At 65.2% G+C, this 16,881-nt stretch carries 17 protein-coding genes and 3 pseudogenes; 16 read left to right on the forward strand and 4 right to left on the reverse strand.

Translation table 11 applies throughout. The features are described 5' to 3' along the window. Both ACFXKA_RS36820 and ACFXKA_RS36825 read left to right on the forward strand, forming a co-directional pair. A pseudogene (locus ACFXKA_RS36820) lies at positions 1 to 188 on the forward strand (IS630 family transposase); the annotation flags it as partial. A gap of 59 nt (positions 189 to 247) precedes the next feature. Continuing rightward, positions 248 to 1,368 (forward strand): annotated as a pseudogene (locus ACFXKA_RS36825) (IS701 family transposase); the annotation flags it as partial. Between the two features lie 524 nt (positions 1,369 to 1,892). Here ACFXKA_RS36825 and ACFXKA_RS36830 read toward each other — a convergent pair. Both ACFXKA_RS36830 and ACFXKA_RS36835 read right to left on the reverse strand, forming a co-directional pair. Further along, positions 1,893 to 3,143 (reverse strand): NADH:flavin oxidoreductase/NADH oxidase family protein, encoded by a 1,251-nt coding sequence (locus ACFXKA_RS36830; RefSeq protein ID WP_379430895.1) that lies wholly within the window; start codon positions 3,141 to 3,143, stop codon positions 1,893 to 1,895. Beyond that, positions 3,143 to 3,961 (reverse strand): short-chain dehydrogenase/reductase, encoded by an 819-nt coding sequence (locus tag ACFXKA_RS36835; RefSeq protein WP_379430896.1) that lies wholly within the window; start codon positions 3,959 to 3,961, stop codon positions 3,143 to 3,145. Before ACFXKA_RS36835 ends, ACFXKA_RS36830 begins: the two co-directional genes overlap by 1 nt. Positions 3,962 to 4,147: 186 nt before the next feature. Between ACFXKA_RS36835 and ACFXKA_RS36840 the strand changes: the two genes are divergently transcribed. Further along, a complete protein-coding gene (locus ACFXKA_RS36840; RefSeq protein WP_379430897.1) occupies positions 4,148 to 4,705 on the forward strand; it encodes a TetR/AcrR family transcriptional regulator in 558 nt (185 codons plus the stop codon). A gap of 35 nt (positions 4,706 to 4,740) precedes the next feature. Here the strand turns inward: ACFXKA_RS36840 and ACFXKA_RS36845 are convergent, their stop codons facing one another. Next, entirely contained in the window at positions 4,741 to 5,004 is a 264-nt protein-coding gene (locus ACFXKA_RS36845; protein ID WP_379430898.1) for a helix-turn-helix domain-containing protein, read from the reverse strand. A 395-nt stretch (positions 5,005 to 5,399) separates the two neighbouring features. On the opposite strand from ACFXKA_RS36845, the gene ACFXKA_RS36850 reads away from it, so the two are divergent. Continuing rightward, positions 5,400 to 5,672: a hypothetical protein gene (locus ACFXKA_RS36850; protein WP_379430899.1), complete on the forward strand. Its 273-nt coding sequence runs from the start codon at positions 5,400 to 5,402 to the stop codon at positions 5,670 to 5,672. Next, positions 5,657 to 5,833: a hypothetical protein gene (locus ACFXKA_RS36855; protein WP_379430900.1), complete on the forward strand. Its 177-nt coding sequence runs from the start codon at positions 5,657 to 5,659 to the stop codon at positions 5,831 to 5,833. The genes ACFXKA_RS36850 and ACFXKA_RS36855 overlap by 16 nt, the downstream gene beginning before the upstream one ends. Positions 5,834 to 5,851: 18 nt before the next feature. On the opposite strand, the gene ACFXKA_RS36860 is transcribed toward ACFXKA_RS36855, so the two are convergent. Then, positions 5,852 to 7,120, reverse strand: a complete 1,269-nt coding sequence (locus ACFXKA_RS36860; RefSeq protein ID WP_379430901.1) for a PucR family transcriptional regulator — start codon at positions 7,118 to 7,120, stop codon at positions 5,852 to 5,854. 265 nt (positions 7,121 to 7,385) lie between these two features. Here ACFXKA_RS36860 and ACFXKA_RS36865 point away from each other — a divergent pair, with 265 nt between their 5' ends. The 11 genes and pseudogenes from ACFXKA_RS36865 to ACFXKA_RS36915 all read left to right on the forward strand — a co-directional run bounded on the left by ACFXKA_RS36865 (position 7,386) and on the right by ACFXKA_RS36915 (position 16,851). Further along, a complete protein-coding gene (locus ACFXKA_RS36865) occupies positions 7,386 to 7,511 on the forward strand; it encodes a hypothetical protein (protein ID WP_379430902.1) in 126 nt (41 codons plus the stop codon). Then, the gene (locus ACFXKA_RS36870) at positions 7,508 to 8,428 is read left to right on the forward strand and encodes an alpha/beta hydrolase (protein WP_379430903.1); all 921 of its coding nucleotides are present in this window, start codon (positions 7,508 to 7,510) and stop codon (positions 8,426 to 8,428) included. Before ACFXKA_RS36865 ends, ACFXKA_RS36870 begins: the two co-directional genes overlap by 4 nt. Beyond that, on the forward strand, positions 8,425 to 9,288 hold the full coding sequence (locus tag ACFXKA_RS36875; protein ID WP_379430904.1) for a 3-hydroxyacyl-CoA dehydrogenase: 864 nt from the start codon (positions 8,425 to 8,427) through the stop codon (positions 9,286 to 9,288). Before ACFXKA_RS36870 ends, ACFXKA_RS36875 begins: the two co-directional genes overlap by 4 nt. Before the next feature lie 12 nt (positions 9,289 to 9,300). Continuing rightward, positions 9,301 to 9,490: pseudogene (locus ACFXKA_RS36880) on the forward strand (transposase); the annotation flags it as partial. Positions 9,491 to 9,733: 243 nt separating this feature from the next. Next, entirely contained in the window at positions 9,734 to 10,357 is a 624-nt protein-coding gene (locus ACFXKA_RS36885; RefSeq protein ID WP_379430905.1) for a TetR family transcriptional regulator, read from the forward strand. Between the two features lie 470 nt (positions 10,358 to 10,827). Continuing rightward, complete coding sequence (locus ACFXKA_RS36890; RefSeq protein WP_379430937.1) at positions 10,828 to 11,622, forward strand: MlaE family ABC transporter permease; 795 nt, start codon at positions 10,828 to 10,830, stop codon at positions 11,620 to 11,622. 12 nt (positions 11,623 to 11,634) lie between these two features. After that, positions 11,635 to 12,519 carry an MlaE family ABC transporter permease gene (locus ACFXKA_RS36895; RefSeq protein WP_379430906.1) on the forward strand — a complete coding sequence of 295 codons (885 nt, stop codon included), beginning with the start codon at positions 11,635 to 11,637 and terminating at the stop codon, positions 12,517 to 12,519. Then, the gene (locus tag ACFXKA_RS36900; RefSeq protein ID WP_379430907.1) at positions 12,516 to 13,679 is read left to right on the forward strand and encodes an MCE family protein; all 1,164 of its coding nucleotides are present in this window, start codon (positions 12,516 to 12,518) and stop codon (positions 13,677 to 13,679) included. Before ACFXKA_RS36895 ends, ACFXKA_RS36900 begins: the two co-directional genes overlap by 4 nt. Beyond that, a complete protein-coding gene (locus ACFXKA_RS36905; RefSeq protein ID WP_379430908.1) occupies positions 13,676 to 14,692 on the forward strand; it encodes an MCE family protein in 1,017 nt (338 codons plus the stop codon). Before ACFXKA_RS36900 ends, ACFXKA_RS36905 begins: the two co-directional genes overlap by 4 nt. Continuing rightward, entirely contained in the window at positions 14,689 to 15,684 is a 996-nt protein-coding gene (locus tag ACFXKA_RS36910; protein ID WP_379430909.1) for an MCE family protein, read from the forward strand. The genes ACFXKA_RS36905 and ACFXKA_RS36910 overlap by 4 nt, the downstream gene beginning before the upstream one ends. Further along, the gene (locus tag ACFXKA_RS36915; RefSeq protein WP_379430910.1) at positions 15,685 to 16,851 is read left to right on the forward strand and encodes an MCE family protein; all 1,167 of its coding nucleotides are present in this window, start codon (positions 15,685 to 15,687) and stop codon (positions 16,849 to 16,851) included. It begins immediately after the preceding gene. Positions 16,852 to 16,881 lie beyond the last annotated feature (30 nt).

The raw sequence follows: 16,881 nt of genomic DNA on the forward strand, positions 1-16,881 counted from the left end.
GGTTCCTCACCGACCAACTCCTGCGCCGCGGAGTCCACAAAAGCGTTGCGGCACTGGACAAAGACATCACGACCTGGATCGAGCATTGGAACTCCAACCCGAAACCATTCGTCTGGCGAAAGACCGCGGAGGAGATCCTCGAATCACTCGCTAAATATCTTCAACGGATTTCAGGCGCGACACACTAGCACGACAGTTGTATTTCGTTGTTATGCAGCAGAGTTGCTTCTGCGGTAGGTTTTCGTAGGTGCTGGATGATGTTGGGGCCGAGGATGTTTCGGCCTGGAGATCGGGTTTCGATGCGGCGTTCGCCCGGGTGGCTGGGGTGTTCTATCGCGCGGAACCGCGGCGGTGGGCGCGGGCATATCTGACCGGGTTGCTGGCGCCGGTGGAGCGGAAGAATTCGTGGCAGCTGGCGGAGGCGGCCGGGGTGGTGAAGCCGGGCGGATTGCAGCATTTCCTCAACCGGTCCCGCTGGGATGCCGATCAGCTGCGTGATTGTGTGCGTGCGTATGTGGCCGAGGCGCTGGCGGGCCCGGATGGCGTGCTGGTGGTCGACGAGACCGGATTCCTCAAGAAGGGTGTGAAATCCGCTGGGGTGCAACGGCAATACTCCGGTACCGCCGGACGGGTGGAGAATTGCCAGCTGGGTGTGTTCCTGGCCTATGCCGGTCGGCCGGGTCGCGCGCTGGTCGACCGAGAGCTCTATCTGCCCGAGTCCTGGATCGACGACCGAAACCGCTGCATCGAAGCCGGGATACCGGAGCCTCGTTGCAGCCAAGGCGTTTTAACGAAGCCGAGGCTGGCAGAGGCGATGATCGCCCGGACCCTGGACGCCGGTGTGATGGCCGGATGGGTGGCCGCTGACGCCGCTTACGGCCGTGACGGGCAGTTCCGGGCGTTCTGCGAGAGTCGGCGCCTGTCCTCTACGTGCTCGAGGTCCCGGTCCGCCAGACCGTCGCTGATCTCGACGGCCGCCGCCGCGTCGACACCTTGGTAGGCCGCGCACCCGCCGAAGCCTGGCACCGCGTATCGGCCGGGCCCGGAGTGCGTGGCGAACGCGAATACGACTGGGCGTGGGCCACCCTCCCCAACTTCGGTGACCTGCCGATCGGGTTCACGCGCACGCTGCTGGCCCGGCGATCCCTCGATGAACCTGCTGATATCGCCTACTACCTGTGCTTTCACCCCGACACCGTCGCCCGCGAACAGGTCGTGACCGTCGCCGGCGCGAGGTGGGCGGTTGAGGAATGCTTCCAGGCCGCCAAGGACCAATGCGGCCTCGACCACTACCAGACCCGCAAATGGACACCCTGGTATCGGCACATCACCCTCGCAATGCTGGCCCACGCCTTTCTCGCAGTCACCGCCGCCACCGACCCAAAAGCCCACGCGAGCTGGGAAACATCACAGTCGCCGACGTCCGCCGTCTCCTGGCGATAGTCCTGCGCCCCGCCCGCACCCTCACCCACGCCCTGGCCGCTTGTCGATGGCGACGACAACACCAAACCTATGCCAGAATGTCTTCGCTACCAGCGAAAACGATTACAGCGCAACAAAATACAACTGTCGTGCTAGTACTCCAACATCACTTCGTGATGTAATCCCTGTCTTCGCTGGTAGTGGGCTTGTTTTGCGTGGTGTTGATGTCTTCGTCGCCAGGTCGACCAGCGGAGCAGTCGGGTGGGGCCCGGGATCGGGTGATCAGGTGTGCCAGGAGATGCTTGACTTCACCGATCGTGAGTGGAATGAGGCCGCTGCCAACGCTTTTGGTGAGACAGCGACAGTCACCGCGAGGTAGGTGTGGGCGAGCAGGGTGAGGGTGATGTGCCGGTACCAGGCGTCGTAGCGTGGGAGAACCGATTTGACGACTGTCGAGTGAAGCAGCACCGCTAGCGGCCGCCACCGCGTTTGGGGCGCAGGGTGTCGGCGCCGTTGCGCCACGTCGCGCTCATCGCGGTCCGCCACCACGCGCGCTTGGGGTCGGGGTTCTTGCCCTTGCCAAGACGATGGAGTTGATCGGTGTGCCATTGCAGGTCGAGCATGCTCTGCAATGGCCGCACTAGCGCCGCACGGGCAAACGGCAACTGGACCTGCCCGGCGGTGAGACGTGCTCCGGGCGAGGCGAGGACGTTGGTCGCGGCTTGGGGATCAAGGCACGTGGGTCGGCCCAGGCCGATGATGGCGCAATCACCTGCCGCGACCGCCTCGCTCATCGCGGTCGCCGTGCGGAATCCGCCGGTGACCGCGACTGGCACCGCGCCGGCCAATTCGATGACGGTACGCGCGTAGTCGAGGAAGTACGCCTCGCGTGCCGCCGTCGACGCTTTTGCCGCGCCCATCATCGCCGGGCTCTCATACGAGCCGCCGCTGATCTCAAGCAGATCGATCCCCTCGGCGACCAGCGCAGCAACCACCTCGCGGGATTCCTCCTCGGTGAAACCGCCGCGCTGGAAATCGGCGGAGTTCAGTTTTACACCGACGGCGAAGCCAGGACTCACCCTGGCACGGATCGCCGCGACGATCTCAAGCAGGAAGCGGCGGCGACGGATCGGATCGCCGCCCCATTCGTCGTCGCGTTTGTTGGTCAACGGCGAGAGGAATTGGGTGACGAGGTAGCCGTGGACGGCGTGGACTTGCACGCCAGCGAACCCGGCGGACTCGCAGACAGCGGCGGCGGTGGCGAAGCGGTCGATGATGTCGGAGATCTCGGATCCGGTCAGCGCGCGCGGTGTTGGTGCGCCCGGGATGTCGAGTGCGACCGCGCTCGGCGCGACCGTTTTGATATCCGCGAGTGGATTCGATTGGCGCCCAGGATGATTGAGCTGCACCAGGCAGACTGTGTCGACCTCATTGAACTGGGCGGCGACGCGACGCAGCGCGTCGAGATGGCGATCGTCTTCTATGACGACGTTGCCTGGTTCGCCGAGGTGGCATCGGTCGACCATCACATTGCCGGTCACGACCAGACCGAAACCACCGTGCGCCCAGCGGCGATAGAGCTGTTCAAGGGCGTGATTCGGTGCGTTGTCGGCGCCGGCGAGCGCTTCGCTCAACGCCGACTTCATCACGCGGTTGGGTAGGATGGCCCCGCACGGCAACGTCACAGTGTCGGTCAGTGCGGGGATGGTGGTCGCCGACATCAATTGCCCTGTCCGCCGGTCAACGCGCGTACCGTGGGATGCAGCCTGACGACTCGCTCGTAGATCCCGGCCCCGCCTCGGGTGCTCGCCAGCGCGCCAGCCAGCCAGCTCGGCGCGTACACCGAAGCCGATCGACGGGCGATCCCGTCGACGATGGCCTTGCCCGCTTTGTCGACCGGTGCCGGCTTGCCGAGCGGGCCTGGCATCTGTGACCAGATATCGGCGACGTGGGCGATCGCGGTGCTGGCCATCGGGGTATCGATGACGCCGAAATAGGCGACGCCGACGCCGACCCCGCTCGGGGCGAGCTCGATGCGCAGGCTGCGGGCGAATCCGTCGACGGCGTGCTTGCTCGCCACGTACGAGGCGATGCTTGGAACGGGGATGAGTCCGGCGATCGACGACACGCACAGGATGTAGCCGCGCGACTCGGTGAGGTAGGGGAGCGCGGCGTGCACGGTGTTGAACACGCCGAGCACGTTGACCGAGATCAGGCGGGCGAACTGGCGCGAGGTCGTCTGCGCGACGCTCATGGCCGGGTCCATGACCCCGGCATTGGCGACCACCGCGTCCAAGCGCCCGAAATGTGCGGCCGCGGCATCGACGGCGGCGGCGATCGCGGCGTCGTCGGTCACATCGGCGATGAAACTCGCTGCGGCTATACCCAATTCGGTGGCCAGCGCAGTGACGGTTGCCGGAGTCTGATCGACTAGGGCGACCTTGGCGCCGCGCGCGACGAGCTTGCGGGCGACATCGGCGCCGATTCCTTGACCGGCGCCGGTGATTAAGACGACCGCGCCCGAGAGCGGATCAGCCATGTCGATTTCCTTTCGTCGCAAACGACCACCCTCGTTGGCAAGTCGCTGACTTGAAATGTAGGGAGGGTGGCGATGTCGGTCAAGTCGTTGACTTGAAATGGGTACGCTGCTCAGGACAGTGGAGGCAGCGGACCCTGGGGGTTACTAGTGAGCCGAGCGACGCAGGACAAGCAAGCCCAAGCACGGATGGTGATCCTCGATGCGACGGTGGACGCGCTACAACGCGATGGGTACGCGGGCATTTCCGTGCGGCAGATCGCGCGCAAGGCCGAGGTGAGCCAGGGCGCGCTGCAGTATCACTTTCCCACCAAGGCCGCGTTGGTTGAGGCCGCGCTCTGGCAACTGGCGGTGCGGTTGCTTGAGCAGGCACAGGATCGGTTCGTTGATCTGCCGGAGGGTCAGCCGCAGCGTGCTGAGGAAGTGCTTGACGCGCTGTGGGAGATCCATAACTCGCCCATTGCCCATGTCATCGCCGAACTGTTCTTGGCCGCTCGCACCGACCCTGACCTGCGCGAGACCATGAGCACTGGCGTGGACACCGCGCACGCGATGACGATCGCCACGGTCGGACAGGCTCTGCCTGAACTTGCCGCTCGACCGGATTTCCCTGAGTGGGTACTCAGCTGTGTGGCCACCATGCGTGGACTCGTGGCCGTGGGCGCGCTCACGCTCGCGCCGGCGAGTGTGGTCAGCTGGCCGCAGGCTCGCACCCTGATGTTGCGCACGATCTATCTGCCTGGCTGACCGAGGGGATGGGTTCGCGCTGTCGGCGACGAGGGCTAGCCGGGCTCGGCGAGTACGCGTTCGCCGAGGGTGGCCACGCCGCGCAGGGCCACCTCAAGGGCCATCCGGTGTTCGTCGAGCGGACGTGGCAGGAGTTCATCGACCTGCTGCATGCGGTAGAGGACGGTGTTCTTGTGGACGGTGAGCGCCTCGGTGGCCTTGGTCATGCTGCCCTGTTGGAGATAGACAAGGGCGGTGTCGCGCAGGCGGGCGGCAGCGGGGCCGCGCTCGGCGAGACCGCCGAGTTCGCGCTTGACCATGCGGGATGCCGCGGCGAGGTCGGCGGTGAGGCAACTGACGAGTTCGACGTCTCGGTAGAGGGTGATCGGTGCGGCTTCCGGGGCGATCCGGTAGGCCCGTTGGGCCTCGTGATGCTGACGCGGAACCCATCGATACCGGTCGCGGGGACCCCGGCGGCCAACTGGACCATTGGGCCGCGCTGCTGGAAAGCCTTGAGGCTGGCGATTTTCCGTAGGTCTGGTGCGTCCGGGGTGGCGAGCCAGGCCCACACCATTCGGCCGCCGGCGGGCAGGACAAGCGCGCGGGGTGCGCCGAGAGCGGTCGCGACCGCGATGGCGGTGTTCTCCAGCGTGGCGCTCGCGTCGTCGGTGGCGCGGTCGACGGTCCACGGGATCAGGCGGTGTAGGCGGAGGTTGTGCCCGAGCTGGCGGATCCCATGGTCGAGGTCGATCCTGTTCTCGCGCAGGATGGACTCGATGAGCTCGCGCCTGCGGGTCAGCGCGGTGCTTGCCTGTTTGCGGGTCTCGTCGAGGAAGGCCAGTTCGGCACGCTCAGTGGCGGCGGAGATGGTGCGGCTGAGGTGATCCCACTGCTGGTCAAGGACAACGGCAACAATTCTGGATCGGTGATCTCCCGGCAGGCCGAGGTCATGATCTCGGCTCAGCTGATGCGTTGCAGGGTGCGATAGCAGCGTTGCAGGAGCGCGATGTCGTAGCCGCGTCGGGCAAGGGCACGGCCAAGGGCCTTGGCCGCGCCGGGCAGATGGATATCGCCGGAACGTTCGTGGGGACCGCGACTGAATTACACCCCGACACCGTCATGCACCGCGAGGCGGAGTTCCTGGCCTAGTCCTGCGAGCCGGACGAATCAGCCTCGTGGTCGGAGCCAGTGATCGATCTCGAGGGCCACGCCGACCTCCAGCGAGCGCGTGGTCCAGCGCTGGGGAAGCAGCTGATCTGCGCGTTGCAGGCGTTTGAGCACCGTGTTCCGGTGGGTGAACAGGGCACTGGCGGCACGAGCGGCGCTGTGGCCCTCGCGGACATAGATACGCACGGTTGTGCGCAGGTCCGGGTCTGCAGTGGACAGCCGACCCAGGACCCGGGAGACGTAGGCGCGGGCAGCCTGTTCGTTCTGCGTCGCGAGGTGGACCAGGGCGATGTCATCGAAGGCCGCCGCACGCACCTGGTGTGCGCGGAGCAGGAGTAGTTGGGCGCTCACCGCCTCGAAATGGCTGCGCCGGAAGCCGTCGACGTCGACGCCGGTGCCGCCCACTGCCAGACGCACCCCGCCCTCTGCGAGGACAGCCGTGTCTGCCCCCAGGGCGTCGGTGAGGATGCGCGGATCCAGTGGTTCGTGGGACCCCAGCCAGAGCCACAGCGAGGAGGAACTGGCCGGCACGGCCAACATCTGTGGCGCTCCGGCGCGACGTCGCAACTCGGACGCCGTTCGCATCAAGGCGGCCTGGTCGGGCATAGTGGCGACGGTCCACAGCACGGCCGCGAGGTGGGCGCCGCGGAGGCGGTATCCCAAGCGGTGTTCGGCGAGGTCGATGTCCGCCGGGTTCTCGTCCAGGAGCTGGGTGACGGTTGCGAGTCGCTGGGTGTGTGTCTGCCACAGGTAGTCGTCGCGCTCACGTTGGACGAGCGCGGTCAGTTCGTCGAGGGTGGCTTCGATCCACGAGCCCATCGACCTGGAGGCCAGATCCAGTGACGCGGCCAGGACCGCTGGATCCGCTTCCAGCTCGAAGGTCCGCTGCATCCACAGCCGCCAGGCCTCGTCCTTCGCGACGTGGTACGCCGTCCACACGGCGCGGTCGGCTCCGCGCCGGATCACCTCGCGGGCGATGCCGACGACGGGCCCTGCGAGCGTCGGCATCACCGGATCTTGTGGAGCGGTCGCCATCGTCGTCGCCCAGTGCCGGACGTTGAGGCGGGTCGACTCGCGCACTTCCTGCGCCATCACCGGATCGGTGTTGAACGGATCCCCGATGCCGGCGAGCGCTGCCTCCTCAACACGTGGCAAGGCTCCGCTCTCCGGGTCGACGAACCAGGCCACCACTGCGCGCAGAACGTCTTCGACGCCGCCGCGCCCTGCTTGCGGCACTGTCGCGGGGTTCGACCCGTCGCTCGTCGTCACGCCTGAATTCTGGGCCCAATATGGGCATTTGCACATCAGAATAGGAAATTCAGTGCAAATCGCCCCTGTCATTGTGGTCGGGGTCACGTGATGATGGGCGCATCGCCCCCACTGAAGGAGCTGTCGTGGAGAAGACATCACGCACTATCCCCGCCCGAAATCGGAGAGAGAGCACACAAACCCCGGACTTATCCGAGGTGGAACTGCTCATCATCGGCGCTGGTCTCACAGGACTCGGTTTCGCCACCAGGTCAAGGACGGGCCTTTGAGCTTCCGGATTCACTACCGCTTCGACCTCGAACGCCTCGCGGGTCCGATCGACGACGGCACCTTGGAATTCGGGCGCAGCGCCGACCGGGCGCTGCTGACGGTGGCCGGGGGAGTCGCATGAGCCGGGTCGATGTGACCTTCCTCAGCGCGGGCACCACATGTGCTGCGTGGCACTACACCGGGCCGACCTCGGCGTTCGAGACCGAGGCCGGGCGCCCGTGCGTCGTGATGGCACATGGCTTCAGCGGCACACGGGATGCGGGGCTGGAGGGCTACGCCGAGGGGTTCGCCGCAGCGGGGTTCGACGTACTGCTCTTCGACTATCGCGGGTTCGGCGGATCCCAGGGCGCGATGCGGCAGCACATCGACTACCGCGGCCAGCGGGCCGACTACCATGCTGCGGCTGCGGCCTCCCGGGGACTGGCCGGGGTCGACCCCGACAAAATCGTCCTGTGGGGTACGTCGTACTCCGGCGGGCACGTGCTGAACGTCGCGGCCCATGACCAGCGGATCGCCGCGGTCCTCTCGCTCACGCCCGCTGTCGACGGAGTCCCGGTGCTCGGCATGATCATCAAATCCGGGGGGATCGGAAAGGTCCTCGCCTTGTCCGGGGCGGGCCTGCGTGACCGCTTCGGTCGCCCGCAGATGCTTCCAGCGGTGGGACCGGCCGGCTCGTCGGCCGTGATTGCCAAGGACGGTGCCCTGGAGAACTTCCTCGCGGTGGCGGGTCCGTCGTGGCGCAATGAGGTGCGCGCCCGCTGCACCCTCGACGTCGCACTCAACCGACCGGTCCTGGGCATCCGCAAGATCACAGCGCCACTGCTGATCCAGGTGGGCGACAACGACACCGTCGTCTCCACACCTGCTGCCGTGCGCGCCGCCCGCAAAGCCACCGCGTTCAGTGAGTTGCGGAACTACCCCGTGGACCACTTCGACGTGTACGGCGATCCCTGGCTGTCGACCGTCCTGCACGACCAGATCGAGTTCCTGTCCCGCCGACTCGGCACTTCCGACCAGACGCAAAGGAATGCATCATGAGCAGCAATTTGACCAACATCACCGTCCTCGGCGCCGGGGTCCTCGGGCATCAGATCGCCTTCCAGGCGGCGTTGCACGGCTTCGCCGTCACCGCCTACGACGTCGACGACGCCGCCGTGGCAGCCGCGCGACAGCGTTTCTCCGACCTCGCAGCCACCTACGAGGTCGAGGTCCCGGCTGCCAAGGGCCGCACGCAGGAGGTGCTCGCGGGACTGAAGGTCACCTCCGACCTGGCCGATGCCGTGCACGACGCCGACCTAGTCATCGAGGCGGCGCCAGAGCTCCCGGAGGTCAAGCAGGCCCTCTACCGATCGCTGTCGAAGGTGCTGCAGGAGAAGACGATCCTGGCAACCAACTCCTCTACCTTGCTGCCGAGCGACCTGGTCGGCTCGACCGACCGTCCGGATAGGTTCCTCGCGCTGCACTTCGCCAATCGGATCTGGCAGTTGAACACCGCCGAGGTGATGGGCACCGACCTGACCGACCGCGCCGTGTTCGACCGTGTCGTGGCCTTCGCGGAGGAGATCGGCATGGTCTCGATCCCGATCCGCAAGGAGAAGGCGGGCTACGTGCTCAACTCGATGCTCGTGCCGTTCCTGGCCTCCGCCGCCCAACTGGCGGCCGAAGGTTATGCCATCCCGGCCGATGTCGACAAGGTGTGGACAATCGGCACCGGAGCAGCCTTGGGCCCCTTCCAACTCCTCGACATCATCGGCCTCGTCACGCCGTACAACATCTTCGCCAACGGGGACGAGGCCATGCAGCAGATTGCCGCCTGGATGAAGGAGGAATACATCGACCGCGGCAAGCTCGGTGTCGCGACCGGCGCGGGCTTCTACACCTACGAGGGGAACCAGTAACCAACCCGGCCGTTTCGCGGCCATCGCCACGCCGAGCTCATCCTGAGCATGCCCGGCTTCGGGCCACTGCTCCGGCGCGGAATTCCTCGCCGCCACCGGCAGCGACCTGACCGTGTTCGGCCGCCCCGACCGCCTGGCCGGAGTCGCCGGCTTGGCCCCGGGGCCCCGCGATTCCGGCCGCGTCAGAGGCAACCTCCCTCACGCGGCCCCCGCTCGTGGAAATTTCCGGATGCCCCGGCGTCCCGTGGTGGTGCAGGAGCGGCGGGTCGCTGGGCTGCCCTCAGCCGCGAGAGTGACGTCCGTGTGGCGGGGCTCGATCGAAGCGGTGTGTCACGCCGCTCATGGAGCGGTTACAGAGTATGAGAAGTTGAAAACATTGAATACAGTATGAGGTCGACTGCCAACATTGCGAACGACCAGGCGTCGGCTGCGATACGATGCCGGCGTGAATGACGCGTCGAAGTTTCGCTCCGAGGTGCGTCAGGTTCTGCGTGAACGCGCACTGGAGACGGCTCGGCAGCTCGTTTGCACCGAAGGCTGGGGTGCGGTGAGCATGTCCCGCGTGGCCAGGGAGGTCGGCATCAGTCGGCCCGTCCTCTACAAGGAGCTCGGCTCCAAGGATTCCCTGGCCCAGGCCATCATCGAGCGTGAGGTCGACATCTTCATGGCCGGCATTGCGGACACCCTGACTGCGTACCCCGCCGACCCGGTCACGGGTCTGACTGCGGCCAGCGCATACGCGCTGCGTAATGCCGCCGAGAACATCCTGATCAAGGCCGTTCTGTCCGGACGTCAAGCCAGTGACACGGTACTGCTGCCGGTGCTGGTGACCGAGCCCGGACCGGTGCTCATCAGGGCGCTCGATGCGCTCACCGATGCAGTTCGCAGGCAGTACGGGCTGCCGGCAATGAACGACGCGAACCTGAGGTCGATGGTCGAAATCGTCGTTCGCATGACCCTCAGTCATATGTTTCAGCCGCTCGGTACGGTAGAGCACGCAGTTGAACAGATAGCCGCGGTGATCGCCGGAATCTTCGGGCGGACGTTGGCGCCCATCATCGCGGTCTAGTACACCTCGAGCGCTTACCCGACACTGGCGCCCTGGACCCCGCGACCTCCTGCATAGTCCTCTTATCGGCGGGTCTTTGTGTGACATCAGGGGATGTGCGCGCACGCCACGACGCCTTTCTCGCTGGTCGCGGGCCGGCGAAGGTTGTTCGTCGGCTCTGGTACCGCCCTCTGGATACAGAATCTGAACAATTGCAATTTCTATTTACAGTTCTCCTTCACCTGTATTGCGATTTGCCATATTCGTCGCTATCGTTCGATACGATCTGGATCACACCTACTGATCAAAGTGGTGCAGATCACCAGAACAGTGGCGTTTTCGGCAGCATGTCTCCGCGATACCGCGGGACCTTTGTCCGCCGAGGCGGCACACGGCGATGCCGGGTTCATTTCCCTCGCGTGACATTGCTGGACACCTGTGTGCGTTGTGTCCGATCGCGCTCGAGAGCCCAAGGTCAGGAATGGAGTGCGATGTCAGCAACGGAAGTTCAGCTGTCCAAGCTGGCGGCAGCTGCCGCCGCGGGTACCCGTGGAGCACCACGCGTGCTGGGGGAGTTCTATGCGACGGCGCTCGAGACATTCCGCTACGTGCCCCGCCGGCCGTTCCAGCTCCGGGAATTCGTCTCTCAGGCTTGGTTCATCGCGAGCGTCTCGATCGTGCCCACGCTGCTGATGGCTATTCCGTTCTGCGTCATGGTGGTGTTCCAGATCAACGTCCTGCTCAACGAGATCGGCGCCATCGACCTGTCCGGCGCGGGCGCAGGAGTCGCGGTGGTCCGCGAGATCGGCCCGATCGTGACTGTTCTCGCCGTCGCTGGAACCGGAGCCACCGCGATCTGTGCCGACCTGGGGTCGCGGACCATCCGCGAGGAGATCGACGCGATGCGGGTGCTCGGCATCAATCCCATTCAGCGATTGGTCGTCCCCCGCGTCCTAGCCTCAACCGTGGTCGCCCTGTTTCTCAACGGTCTGGTCACCGCCGTGGGTTTGACCGGCGGCTATCTGTACGGCGTGTATCTGCAGGGCGCGACACCGGGGCAGTTCATCACGGCGATCCCGATCCTCACCGGAATCCCCGACCTATTGGTCAGCGAGCTCAAAGCCACCGTATTCGGACTGCTCGCCGGACTGGTTGCCTGCCATCTCGGTCTGAACGTCAAGGGCGGGCCGAAAGGTGTTGGCGACGCGGTCAATCAGACCGTCGTCTTCAGCTTCGTCCTGCTCTTCTTCGCCAATGCCATCATCACGACCCTTTCGCTGCACTGACCGGAGCGTTCAATGAATCCCTCGACGACCTACGGAATCGCTGATTCCATGCGTCGCAAGTCCTGGGCGCGCGCCGCGGCGAAGACTGCCGCCGCGCCCGCTGACCGTATTGCCGATGTCGGAAGCCAAATCGCGTTTCACCTCACCAGCGTGGCCGCGGCCCCGCGGGTGCTCAGACGGTATCGATCCGAAGTGTTGCGGTTGATCGCCGAGGTCAGCCTCGGGACAGGCGCGCTGGCGGTGATCGGCGGAACTGTCGTCATCGTCGGATTCCTCACTGCCGCAGCGGGTTACGAAGTGGGCCAGCAGGGCGCCAGCTCGCTGGGCAGGGTGGGAGTCGAGGCAATGGCCGGGTTCATCTCGGCGTTCTTCAACACCCGGGAGGCAATACCCGTCATCGCGGGCGTCGCGCTGACCGCCACGGTAGGTGCGGGATTCACCGCTCAGCTCGGCGCGATGCGGGTCAGCGAGGAGATCGACGCGCTGGAAGTGATGTCGGTTCCCGCGCTTCCTTACCTGGTCACCACCAGGATTCTGGCCGGGGTCATTGCGGTGGGCCCGTTGTACGCGATCGCGCTGTTCATGGGGTACGCATCCACCGAGTTCGTCAGCGTCTTCCTGTCGAACCAGTCTTCGGGCACATACCACCACTACTTCAACCTGTTCCTGGTTCCAGGTGACGTGCTGTGGTCGCTGCTGAAGGTCGCGGTTATGGCCGTGATCGTGATGTGCGTGCATTGCTACCACGGATACAACGCCACTGGGGGGCCGGCCGGAGTGGGCACCGCCGTCGGCCGTGCCGTGCGCACCTCGTTGATCGCGATCATGATGATCGACCTGCTCGTCGGCATCACGATCTACGGCGGGGTTCACTCGACTGTGCGGGTGTCGGGATGATCACTACGACCAGCCGCCGCACAGCGCTCGTTTTCGGCGTCGCCGCCATAGCTCTGGTCATCCTCGCCATCATGGGAGCCCTCGCCTCCTACAACGGGAGTTTCACTCGTTCGGTCCACGTCTACGTGCACGCCGATCGCGCCGGGCTGCTGATGGCCGAGGGATCCGATGTCAAGGTCGACGGCGTCGTCGTCGGGCGAGTCGAAACGGTGCAGTTGGACGCCGATCATGCGGTGTTGACGCTGGATTTGGCCCCCGAACAGGCACGCAAGATCCCCAGCAATGTCGGCGCCCACCTCGAACCGACAACCCTGTTCGGACGCAAGTTCGTGTCGCTGATCTGGCCACAACAGCCCGCATCGACGCGACTGAGCGAGGGAACGGTGATCGATTCGGCCACCGTCACGGTCGAGATCAACGACACCGTCAACACGCTGCTCGCGATCTTGAAGGTTGTGAATCCGCATAAGGTCAACTCCACCTTGACCGCCGCCGCCACCGCACTGGACGGCCGCGGCAAACGAGCCGGTGACCTGCTGGCGGATCTGGATCGATATCTGGGCCAGTTCAACAACGCCATCCCGGCCTTGCAACGCGATATCCCGCTGCTGGCCGACAACCTCGATACTCTGGCCGCCGCGACTCCGGACTTGATGACGACGTTGGCGAACCTGTCTACGACCAGCCGGACAGTCGTGGACGAGCAGACGAATCTGAGCGCCTTTCTGCTCAGCTTCACCGGCTTCGGAAACGCCGGTTCCGCCCTTGTGGACAAGGCAGGTACCCCTTTGATCAGCGCTCTCGACGCTCTGGAACCGACGACGCGGCTGCTGGCCGACAGGGCCCCCAGCTTTCCGTGCTTCTTCGCCAGTCTGAACAAGTCCCGCCAGGTACTGGAGCGGGCGCTGGGTGGCCGACCGGGCCTCAACATCGTCGGAACCCTTTTGCTCGGCAATCCGCCGTATGCCTATCCCAACGATGTTCCGGTCAACGGCGCTGACGGCGCACCGGCCTGCTACTCCTACGCGAATGGCACCGGCGGGCCCGCCCCGGGGCATATCAACTTCGACGATGGCTCGCATGCTTATCGTCCGGTCCGTGAGCCGCTCGACGTGCTCGGCAATCCGTTCGCCGCGCTGATCTACGGACTTACCCGATGAGCGCGCGCCGGGACGGTCTGAAATTGCTGGCGTTCCTGATCGCCACCTCGCTCATCACCGCGGCGCTGTTCGTCGTCGTCGGTGATCTGCGATTCGGCAGCCGGCGCGATTACCACGCCTTGTTCACCAATGCGTCCGGAATCAAGCCGGGCGAAGAGGTCAAGGTGGCGGGCGTTGTCGTCGGCAAGGTCGACAGTGTGGACTTCGCGGCCGATGGACTAACCAACGTCGGTTTCACGGTCGAAGACACTGTTGACATCCTGTGCTCGGCAACGGCGGCGATCAAATACAAGAACCTCATTGGCGACCGGTATCTCGAGCTCACAGTGCAACCCGACTCGTCCGGAATCCTGCCTGCCGGCACCACGATTCCGCAGACCCGGACCCACCCCGCACTGGACCTCGACGCGCTCGTCAACGGTTTTCGTCCGCTGCTGCAGGGACTCGATCCCGACGAGACCAACAAGCTCGCGGGCTCGCTGGTGGAGGTGTTGAACGGGCGCGAGCAGAGCGTCGCGTCCATCGTCGAACAGCTTGGCGCGCTCGGTAATTCGGTCGCCGACCGGGACGAGGTCATCGGCCGGCTGATCGACAACCTCAACCTCGTGCTGAAGACGATCAACAGCCGCGACAAGCAATTCGGCGGACTGGTCGACGGCTTGCAGGGATTGGTCACCGGGCTGAACAACGATCGAGGCACCCTGACCGATGCGCTGCAGCACATAGACGACGTCTCGTCGCAGACCGCGGCGATATTGAGCGACAACCGTCCCGCCATTGCCGCCGACATCGACGGGCTGCAACGCACCGCGGCGAACCTCAATGCCAGCACCGACACCCTCCAACTCGTGCTGGCGCAGCTGCCAGAGGTCTACCGTCGCGGCACCCGGGCCAGTGGTTACGGCAGCTTCGTGAACTTCTTCTTGTGCGGATTGGCGATTCGATACCCGTCGATCGGCGGCGGATACGCGACCACGCCGATGTTCACGTTGCCGGCCGAAAGGTGCAAGTGACAGTGAAGTCCTTCTTCGATCGGAACCCGGTCCGTATGGGCTGGATCGGTACGGCGATCATCGCGGTGCTGCTCGTGCTGGTGTTCAACTACGACAAGATTCCGGGCTGGCCCGGAATGGCAACCTATACGGCGCAATTCACCGATTCCAGCGGACTGCGGCCGGGAGATACCGTACAGATCAGCGGCATCACCGTGGGCAAGGTCGATTCCATCCGCCTGGCCGGTGACCACGTCGATGTCGCGTTGAAGGTCGACACCCATGGACGCCGTCTCGGTGACCGCAGCAGCGCCGCGATCAAGGTCGAGACCGTGCTCGGACGCCGCTACGTCGAATTGCATCCCGACGGCGGGGGCAGCCTCGGCAAGACCATCCCGGTGTCCCGGACCACTTCGGGATACGACATTTCCGAATCACTGTCCCAACTCACCGACAAGGTCGCGGGCACCAACAAGAAGAAACTGTCCGACGCGCTCGACAGTCTCTCCTCGGTCATGGAAGCGCTCCCGCCGAATCTGAAGTCCTCGCTGGAAGGAATTTCCCGGGCGTCGGCCACCGTCGGATCTCGCGACCAGGCGGTGCAGGAATTGCTCGGTAATACCGGCGCGGTGTCGGGTCTGCTCGCCGAGCGCGACCAGAAGATCACAGCACTCATCAGCGACGGCCGAACGTTGTTCGCCGCGCTCAACGACCGGGCGAACACCATCCGTGCATTGGCGGTCGACGTCCGCGATGTCAGTAACCAGTTGCGCGCCTTGGCAACCGAGAACACCGCCGGCGCGCCGCCGATGCTCGCCGAGCTGGACAAGACCCTGGCGGTGTTGAACCAGAACTACGCCAATATCAACGACGCGATCACCGGCCTGCAGCCGTTCGTCACGCAGTTGGGAGAGGTGGTCGGCAGCGGACCGTTCTTCAACGTCCTGCTGCAGAACATCACACCGGCCAACTTGCGCGGACAGGGACCGGGCAGTCTCGGAGGTGGAAAGTAGATGCGCACATCCATTTCGGCCACGTTCCGGCGAATTCCTTTGCCGGGGCGCGTCCTGGCCGTCGGCGTCGTCGCGGCCACCGTGGTCACCGTCGCTGTCGCGACCATCGGGCGCGGCAACACCCATCACGTCACCGCGTATTTCACCAACAGCACCGGTCTCTACACCGGCGACCCGGTGACGGTCAGAGGGGTGCAGATCGGCACAGTCGATGGCATCGAGCCGGTCGGAGACCGGGTCCGGGTCCGGCTGTCCTACGACGCCGACACCTTCGTGCCCGCCGACACCCGTGCCGTGATCGTCTCCCCGACCCTCGTTTCGGGACGGTACGTACAGCTGACGACGGATTCCGGCGATCAGCGCGCGCTCGCCGAGGGCGGCGAAATCCCCCTCGAAAGAACCGCGGTACCGGTCGAATACGACCAGGTCAAAAAGCAACTCGATGAACTCGCCACCGAGATCGGACCTCAGCAAGGCCGGGACGGGTCATTGAGCCGACTGGCCAATGCCACCTCCGCCACACTGTCCGGGAACGGCGCCACCTTGAATCAAACGCTGACCAACCTGTCGGCCGCCGTGCAGACTCTCGCGCAGGGCGGACCGGATCTGTTCAGCACGGTTCGCAACCTGCAAACGCTGGTATCGGCCCTGGCCGCCGGTGATCAGCAGATTACGCAGTTCACCAGCCAACTGGCGGGCCTGTCACGGTTGCTCGACAACAACCGCACTCAACTCGATGCAGCCGTCCAGGCTCTACAGGCGATGCTGCCCGAGATCCGCACCTTCGTGAACGACAACCACGCCGCACTGGGCCGCGACGTGGACGCGTTGACTCGAATCGCCCGCCTACTGGTCGACCGCCAGGATGACCTCGCGCAAATCCTGCATGTCGCCCCGACCGCATTGGGCGATCTGTACAACATCTATGACCCACGGTCGCGCACCCTGACCGCCGCGGTCAGCGTCGCCGACTTCCCGGATCCGATGTCGTTGATCTGCGGACTGTTGACCACCGTCAACGCACCGCAGGAGGAATGCTCGCGGGCCAGTGGGAACTTCGGCGACCTGTTCGCCTCCGCACTGCGTGCCGCCCAACCCAAACCGTCGAGTCCACCACCGCTGGCGCTGCCACAGCTGCTCATTCCCGGATTGGGGGTAGGCCGGTGAACCGTGCGCGCCGCGCGACCGCACTCGCCA

Source organism: Nocardia sp. NPDC059228, assembly GCF_042754245.1.
Classification (GTDB): domain Bacteria; phylum Actinomycetota; class Actinomycetes; order Mycobacteriales; family Mycobacteriaceae; genus Nocardia.